The 8,545-nt window shown below is 74.4% G+C and carries 5 protein-coding genes; all 5 read right to left on the bottom strand.

Annotation, left to right across the window (positions count from 1 at the left end):
• Positions 1-110 precede the first annotated feature (110 nt).
• The 5 genes from ACZ462_RS17815 to ACZ462_RS17795 all read right to left on the bottom strand — a co-directional run bounded on the left by ACZ462_RS17815 (position 111) and on the right by ACZ462_RS17795 (position 8,532).
• Positions 111-2,636 (bottom strand): ABC transporter permease, encoded by a 2,526-nt coding sequence (locus ACZ462_RS17815; RefSeq protein ID WP_467809189.1) that lies wholly within the window; start codon positions 2,634-2,636, stop codon positions 111-113.
• A 56-nt stretch (positions 2,637-2,692) separates the two neighbouring features.
• Complete coding sequence (locus ACZ462_RS17810; RefSeq protein WP_428985462.1) at positions 2,693-3,469, bottom strand: ABC transporter ATP-binding protein; 777 nt, start codon at positions 3,467-3,469, stop codon at positions 2,693-2,695.
• A gap of 502 nt (positions 3,470-3,971) precedes the next feature.
• On the bottom strand, positions 3,972-4,853 hold the full coding sequence (locus tag ACZ462_RS17805; protein ID WP_467809304.1) for a DivIVA domain-containing protein: 882 nt from the start codon (positions 4,851-4,853) through the stop codon (positions 3,972-3,974).
• A 135-nt stretch (positions 4,854-4,988) separates the two neighbouring features.
• Positions 4,989-7,529 (bottom strand): SUKH-4 family immunity protein, encoded by a 2,541-nt coding sequence (locus ACZ462_RS17800; RefSeq protein ID WP_467809303.1) that lies wholly within the window; start codon positions 7,527-7,529, stop codon positions 4,989-4,991.
• Between the two features lie 7 nt (positions 7,530-7,536).
• Entirely contained in the window at positions 7,537-8,532 is a 996-nt protein-coding gene (locus tag ACZ462_RS17795) for an SMI1/KNR4 family protein (RefSeq protein WP_467809302.1), read from the bottom strand.
• Positions 8,533-8,545: the final 13 nt, after the last annotated feature.

Below are 8,545 nucleotides of genomic sequence, written 5' to 3'. Positions count from 1 at the left end.
CCCCCCCCCCCCCCCCCCCCCCCCCCCCCCCCCCCCCCCCCCCCCCCCCCCCCCCCCCCCCCCCCCCCCCCCCCCCCCCCCCCCCCCCCCGCCCCCCGTACGACCGCCCGCTACTCGCCGGCGATCGCGTCCAGGACGTTCATCCGCCCCGCCCGGAAGGCCGGGACCAGTGCGGCGAACAGGCCGACGAAGGCCGAGGCGGCGAAGACGCCGAGGATCGTCGGCCAGGGGATCTCCAGCACCTTCAGCCCCTCCAGCGCCAGCAGCTGCTGGGCGGCGGCCCCCCAGCCCATGCCCAGGCCGAGGCCGAGGAGGGCGCCGAAGAGGGCGATGACCACCGACTCCAGGCGGATCATGCGGCGCAGCTGGCGGCGGGAGAGGCCGATGGCGCGCATCAGGCCGATCTCGCGGGTCCGCTCCACCACCGAGAGGGCGAGGGTGTTCACGACGCCGAGCACCGCGACGACGATGGCGAGGCCGAGGAGCCCGTAGACCATGTTCAGCAGCTGGCCGACCTGGTCCTTCAGGTTCTGCTTGTAGTCGGTCTGGTTCAGCACCTGGTACTGCGGATAGGGGGCGAGGGCCTCCTTGACCGCCGCGTACGCCGGCTCCGCCTTCCCGTCGTCGGCCTTGGCCAGCAGCATGAACGGCCGCGGCATCCTCTCCGCCGGCACGTACTGCTCGGCGGTGGCCGTGGACACGTACATGACGCCCTTGTCGAGGTTGCCCTCGTCGGAGGTGATCGCGGCGACCTTCAGGCGGGCCGTCCTGCCGCCGGTGAACGCGACGGCCAGCTCGTCGCCGACCTTCACCCCGTGCTCGGCGGCGTAGAGCGAGCCGACCGACATCGCCCCGGCGCCGTACGCCTGGGGGTGCTCGCCCGCGGTCATCTTGCGCCGCACGTCCTGCGCGTACGAGGGGTCGGTGACGCTGATCTGCTCGTCCACGGTCCGGCCGCCGGGGGCGGTGACCTTGGCGGGGACGCCGCGGTAGGCGGTGACGTGGTCGAGGCCCGCGGTGGCTCGCAGCGCCTGCTCGGCCTGCGGCACGACCGGCTGGCCGGCCGGGGACTGGACGATGTAGTCGGCGCCGACGGACCGGTCGAGCTCGTCGGTCGCGGAGGCGACCATCGAGGAGCCGACGACGGACAGGCAGGCGACCAGCGCGAGCCCGATCATCAGGGCGGCGGCGGTGGCGCCAGTGCGGCGCGGGTTGCGCAGCGCGTTCCGCTCGGCGAGCCGCCCCACGGCCCCGAACGGCCGCAGCACCGGCGCGGACAGCACCCGGACGACGATCCCGGCGAGCAGGGGGCCGATGACGACGAACCCGATCAGCGTGAACACCACGCCGAGGCCCAGCCAGGCCGACCCGGGCGCGGCCCGGTCGGCGGCGACGGCCAGGGCGAGCCCCGCGGCGCCGGCACCGGTGAGGAGGAGCCCGACGACGGCCCGCACCCGGCCGGCCTTGCGGTCGCCGGGGGTGCCGGCGTCGCGCAGGGCGGCCATCGGGGAGACCTTCCCGGCCCGGCGGGCGGGGACGAACGCGGACACGACGGTCACGACCACGCCGAGGACGAGCCCGGTGACGGGCGTCGTCCACACCACCGTCAGGTCGTCGGTGGACAGGTTCATGCCCATCTGCCCCATGAGCTCCATCAGCCCGACGGCGAGCCCGATGCCCGCGCCGATGCCGAGCGCGGAGCCGATGGCGCCGAGCAGCAGCGCCTCGACGACCACGGACTTCAGCACCTGCCCGCTCTCGGCGCCGATGGCCCGCATGAGCCCGATCTCGCGGGTCCGCTGGGCGACCAGCATCGAGAACGTGTTGAAGATCAGGAAGATGCCGACCAGGAAGGCGATCCCGGCGAAGCCGAGCATCACGTACTTCATGACGTTCAGGAAGGACGCGACGTCCTTGCGCCCGGCGTCCGCGGACTCCTTCGCGGTCTGCAGCTTGTACGTGTCGGCGCCGACCGCGGCGGCGACGTTCCGCTTCAGCTGCTCGTCGCTGACGCCGTCCGCGGCGGTCACCGCGACGTGCGTGAACACGCCGGGTGCACCGAGGAGCTTCTCCTGCGCGGTCGCCGTGTCGAAGTAGACGACGGCCGCACCGGGGTTGGTGACGGTGAACGCCGCGATACCGGTGATCCGGGCCCGGATGTCACCGATCACGGTGATGGTGCGCAGCTCCTGGCCCAGCTCCAGCCGGTGCTTGCGGGCGGTGTCGGCGTCGACCATCATCTCGCCCGGCCCGCTCGGCGCCCGCCCCGAGGTGATCTTCATCGACTTCAGCTCGCTCGCGGACCAGTTGCCCGCGATCGTCGGAGCGCCGGTGGTGGAGCCGAGGTTCTCGTTCTTCCCGTTCACGAGCGTGACGGACATCGAGATCACCCCGCCCTGCACGTCCGCCACACCGTCGGCGCGGCGCACCTGCTCCGCAACGGACCCCGGCAGGACCTCGGGCCGGCCGCTGCGCGGGACGTCGTCGCCTTCCGCGGCCTCCTTCGGGCTGACGGTGACATCAGCGCCCGTCACGGCGAACAGCTTGTCGAACGTCGTGTTCATGGTGTCGGTGAACACCAGCGTCCCGCAGACGAAGGCGACGGACAGCATCACGGCGACGGCGGACAGCAGCATCCGCCCCTTGTGCGCGACGAGGTTCCGCCGCGACGTCTTCAGCACCGCACCCGCGCTCACGAGGTCCGCCCCCGCGCGTCGAAGTCCTTCATGCGGTCCAGGACCTGCTCGGCGCTCGGCGCGTGCATCTCGTCGACGATGCGCCCGTCCGCGAGGAAGACGACCCGGTCGGCGTACGACGCCGCCACCGGGTCATGCGTGACCATGACAATGGTCTGGCCGAGCTCGTCCACCGAGCGCCGCAGGAACCCCAGCACCTCCGCACCAGCCCGGGAGTCCAGGTTCCCCGTCGGCTCGTCACCGAAGATGATCTGCGGCCGGGCAGCCAGCGCCCGCGCCACGGCGACCCGCTGCTGCTGACCGCCGGACAGCTCCGTCGGCCGGTGCTTCAGCCGCCCCGCCAGCCCCACGGTCTCCACCACCCGCTCCAGCCACTCCCGGTCGGGCTTGCGGCCGGCGATGTCCATCGGCAGTGTGATGTTCTCCAGGGCGTTCAACGTGGGCAGCAGGTTGAACGCCTGGAAGATGAACCCGATCCGGTCCCGCCGAAGCTGCGTCAGCTTCTTGTCCTTCAACCGCGTGATCTCGGTGTCGTCCAGGTGGATCTCACCGCTGGTGACGGTGTCCAGCCCCGCCAGGCAGTGCATCAGCGTCGACTTCCCCGACCCGGACGGCCCCATGATGGCCGTGAACCGGCCGCGCATGATGTCCACGTCGACGTGGTCGAGAGCCACCACCCGCGTCTCGCCGGATCCGTACGCCTTGACGACCTGGCGTGCCCGGGCCGCGACGGCTTCATGGCCCCCAGTACCCCCGTGCCTGGTCTCGGTCATAGCCGTTGTCACGGTGCTTCCCCTCGTTCGTCTGCCTGTGCGGTCGAGTCTCGGCCGCGCAGGGGCCCGGGCACCCTGGTGCCCCTCGCCGTATCCGCCGGGGGGCTAGCCCCACCCCGCGTATGAACCAGTCAAGAACGCCGCACCGCGCACCGCCTCCTCCGCCGGGACGAACGGCCCCTGGGCCGTTGTAAGGAGCAGTCCCCTAGGGGATCTGCACCTTTCGGCGGACCCGAGACGGGGCTTCCACCCGCCCCCGGGGATTCGGCCGGGCCGGTGACGGGGGCGGGGCGGGGTGCCGTCCGGGGTGTAAAACGTGATTTGTGGCCCCAACTCCGCAGAAAGTTGCAAACACCGCCAAGGGGCCATAAATCATGCCTACCCCGGACGGCACCCCGCCCCGCCCCCGGCACCGGCCCCACCCCGAAGCCCCCGCCCCCAGCCCCGCCGGCGCTTGAGGCGCGGGGGCGCGGGGGCAGAGCCCCCGACCACACCCCCCGCGTCAGCCCTCCGCCGGCGCCGGCCGCCCCGTCAGCGCCGCCAGACTGGCCCGCACATGACTCATGTGCGCCCGCATCTCGTCCTCGGCCTCCGCATGCTCCCGCAGGATCCGCTCGGTCTCCCGCCCGATCCGCTCCTCCCGCACCCGCGCCTGCGCCAGCAGCTCGGCGGCCTGCGCCTCCGCGTCCTCCTGCCCGTGCCGGGCGGCTTCCTCCGCCTCGGCGAGCCCGCGCCGCGCCTCGGCGAGCCGTCCCTCGACATGCCGCTCCAACTCGGCGAGCCGGTCGTCCAGCCCCGTCTCCCGTACGGCGAGGGCCCGTTCGGCGGCCTCCCACCGCTCGGCCTGCTCCTGCTCCTGCTCGGCGAGCAGCTCGTGCGCCCGCCGCCGCGTCTGCACGAGCACGGCCTGCGCCTGGTCCCGCCATCCGGCGGCGTCCTCGCGGGCCGCGGCGAGCAGCCCGTCCGCCTCCCGTTCCGCGGCGAGCAGCCCCTGCCGGGCCCGTACCTCGGTCTGCTCGCGCACCGCCTGCGCGTCCTGCCGGGCCAGCTCGGCCACCCGCTCGGCATGCGCCTCGGCCGCGGCCAGCGCATCGGCCGCGTCGGCGTGCGCGTCGGCCCGTACGGCTTCGGCCTCCTCCTGGACGAGGGCGAGGATCCGCCGGGCCCGCTCGCTCAGCTCGTCGTACTGCTGCGGCGGCAGCGCGGCGACGACCTCCCGGAGCCGCTCGGCCTCCGCTTCCATCTCCTTGGCGAGGACGGTCAGCCGCGCCACCCGCTCCCAGGCCTCGTCCCGGCTGCCGGAGAGCCGCGCGAGGTAGCGGTCCACCTCGTCCGTGCGGTAGCCGCGGCGTGCGGTCGCGAAACCCTGGCCGTGAGGTGACATGCGTGCAGCCATCCTGGAAGCGCCTCTCTCGCGGGGATTGCTGTCAAGGATGCGGTATGTGCCGCCTGAAGCCCGAATGGCCGGGCCGGGACCCCCGACAAGGGTCCCGGCCCGGCCACGGCCGTGATCATCCGATCAGAGCAGTCCGTCCCACATCTGCTCCAGCAGTACGGACCACCAGCTCTCCGGCGAGGTCAGCGCGGCGCTGTCGAGACCGGCCAGATTCGCCTGGAAATCGACGGTCCACCGCCCCGCCTGCTCGGGCGTCAGATGCTGCCGCAGCCGCCACATGTGACCCAGCATGGCGATCGACCGCGCGAACTGCGGCAGGCTCGAATTCACGAACTGCGGCGGTACGGGCGCCCCGCCCGGCCCGCCCTCGACGGGCACGGCCACGATGTGCGCGGTCCCGTACTGCACGCACAGCGCCTTGCCGAAGTCGCTGCCGATGACGAGGTACGAGCCCGCGTCGGACGCGGGCTGCACCTGCCGCTGCATCGCCAGCTCGGCGAGGGTCGGCACCGGCTGCCCGGGCACGGCCTGCGCCCAGAAGAACGGCCCGAAGTCCGTCGGCAGGCCCGCCCACATGAGGGTCTGCGCGACGATGTCCGGCACGCCCTGCCGGGACACGGCCCGCTGGTCGAAGCGGAACACGCCCTGCGGCCCGAACGCCCCCGCGAGTTCCGCACCGATCGCGTCGAGCGGGATCGCCGGCTGGAGCGGCACCTGCGGCAGCGGCGCCCGCACGGGCGCGGGGCGCGCCGGCCCGTCCGCCACCTGGTGCAGTTCGCCCTGGTGGGTGAGGAGGTGGCGCATCCCGGCCTGGCGCCCGGCGTGGTCCTTCCCGTACGGGGCGACGCTGGTGATCCGCACCTGCGGCCAGGTCTCGCGGATCATCCGGGCGCAGTAGCCGCCGGGCAGTTCGCAGGACTCCAGCTCGGTGTGCAGTTCCAGCACCTGCTGCGGCGGCACGTTCATGGCGCGCAGCTCGTGCAGGATCTGCCATTCGGGGTGCGGGGTGCCGGGCGCGGAGCGGCGGATGATCTGCTGCTCGGAGCCGTCGTTGCCGCGGTAGCGCAGCACGGCCTGGTACCCGGGGCCCACGGTGGGCGTGCCGGACCCGGCCGGGGCCGGCGGCGGCGCGGAGGGGCCGGCGACGACGGCGGGCCCCGCCAGCATCGTCGCGGCGTGCTCGATGCCGCCGGGCGGCGTACCGGGCCCGCTCGCAGCAGGCGCAGGCGGCTGCGCACCGGGCGCCGGCGGCGGCCCGGGAGGCGCAGGCGGCCCGCCCACCACAGCAGGCCCCGCCAGCATCGTCGCGGCATGGTCCAGCCCGCGCCCCAGCGACCCCGGAGCACCGGGCGGCCCAGGAGGCGCAGGCGGCTGCCCCGCACCCGGCGCACCGGCACCGGGCGCCGGCGGCGGCCCGGGAGGCGCAGGCGGCCCACCCACCACAGCAGGCCCCGCCAGCATCGTCGCGGCATGATCCAGCCCGCGCCCCAGCGACCCCGGAACACCGGGCGGCCCAGGAGGCGCAGGCGGCTGCCCCGCACCCGGCGCACCAGCACCCGGCGCCGGCGGCGGCCCCGGAGGCGCAGGCGGCCCACCCACCACAGCAGGCCCCGCCAGCATCGTCGCGGCATGATCCAACCCACGCCCCAGCGACCCCGGAACACCGGGCGGCCCAGGAGGCGCAGGCGGCTGCCCCGCACCCGGCGCACCAGCACCCGGCGCACCAGGGGCGGCAGGCGGCGCAACGGGCGCCCTGCCGGTGGGCTCCTGCGCCAGCGCCTCAGGCGACCCGGCGGGCGCAGCCGGCGGCACCGGCGGCACGCCGGGCGCGGGCGCGGGCGGCGCCCCGCCCAGGTCCAGCGCGGGCGCGATCGCGGTCTTCGGCAGCGCGCTGCCCGCGGGCATCAGCTGCGTCCGGGCCTCCGAGGACGCCGACGGCGCCGCGGCGGCATCGTCCAGGTCCGACCCGGACAGCGGCGGCGCGAACACGGTCGCGGGCAGCGGCACCGAAGCGTCGTCCGCACCCGGCGTCACATCCGTCCCCGCCCACGGCGTGGCCCCCACGGGCACCCCGCCCTCCGCCGTCGGCTCGTACGGCACCTCGCGCCGCAGCGGCACCGGCTCGGGCACCTCGGCGGCCGCCGACGGCGACGACGCATCCCCACCACCGGACCCGGCAGCCCCGTCCCCGGACGCAACGACACCCGCACCCGACGACGCACCGGAAAGACCATCCGCAGCCGGACCCGGAACGGACTCCGCAGCCGGCGCCGGAGCCGGAGCCGGCGGGATCCCCGCCCGGTCCGCAGCCTCCTGCAACCACTCCGGAGGACTCAGCATGAACGACGTCTGCTCCGAGTCGATCCGCGGCGCCGGCACCGACGGCTCCGCCGCCTGCACCGCCGCGACCCCGTACTCCTCCTCGTACCGGCGGATGACCTCGCCCACCGGCAGCCCCGGCCACAGCGTCACCTCACCACCGTCCCGCGCGATCACCAGCCGCTGCCGGCCACCGCCGGCCACCGGCCCGCCCGCACGGTCCTCCGCCCACACCACGAAGCCGAGCCCGAACTCCCGCACCCGCACCTCACGGTGCTGGTACGGCGGCACGCCCCCGTTGATCCACTCCTCGGCGCGCTCCTGCGCCTGCGCAAACGTCACCATCGCGCCGTCACCCCTCCACCGGTGCCACACCCGGCACCGGAACCGAACGCGCGAATCCGCCGTCCACCATCAGACCGGCCACCGTCTCCAACTCAGGGGGATTTCCCGCCAACCTCTCGAGAAAGGCATCGAAATCCGCACCGCACGGCAGCAACAGCCGCTCCACGCGCTCCTGCACCGACCAACCGTCCCGGTCGCGCCCGTCGTCGTACGGGGAGAACCACACGGAGCCGATGCCCTCGCCCTTCACCTTCACCGCCAGCAGACCGCCCTGCGCGAACGCCACGCACAGGTAGTCCTTCGTCAGATGGTCCCGCAGGCACTTGTTCACGTACACCAGATCGTTGACGGCCGCCTCCTCACGCACCGTGAAGAACGGCTGGTCCACCAGCACACCCAGCTCCACGTCCAGGCCCGCACCGACCGGCGCGCACCCGCCCGCGGCCTTCAAAAACGCCCGGTAGGCCTCCGGCAGCCGGTAGCCGAGGTCCTCCTCGACCCCCTGCACCTGCTCCTCGCCCACCGACACGGCCGCCTTCGGCAGCGCCAGGTGCACCGGGCGCACCTCCTGGAGCGGACGCGTCCCCCGCTTCCCGTGGTCCACAGGAGCCGTCGCCAGCCCGGCATGGTGCCGCAGCAGCGCCTTCACCTCGACCGGGACCAGCTCCATCCGCCGGGTCCCCGCCACGTGGTGCCACGTCCAGCCGTGCGGCGTCGCCACCGGCCCGACCGTGTCCCACAGCGGGTGGCCCGCGGCCCGCATGGCCGCGTTCGCCGACACGTAGTCCGTCAACCGCAGCTCGTCCACGCCGAACCCCTCCGGGGGCTCGGCGATCTCCACGGCCGCACGCGCGTACGGCGAGAAGTCCGGATGTCCCTGAGCACCCATCCGCACGCCCTGGGGATGCCGAGCAGCCCGGACCGGGTCCGGGAAGTGCACGACCTGCCCCGAATACGCGGCGTTGGGTGGCGCGGCCTGCTCGCCGAGCCGACCTGTCGTCATGGCAGTAGCCCCC

It is taken from the genome of Streptomyces sp. NPDC031121, from assembly GCF_055570615.1.
Note: the sequence above shows the minus strand (reverse complement) of the source record. Positions and strands in the feature narration are given on the sequence as shown.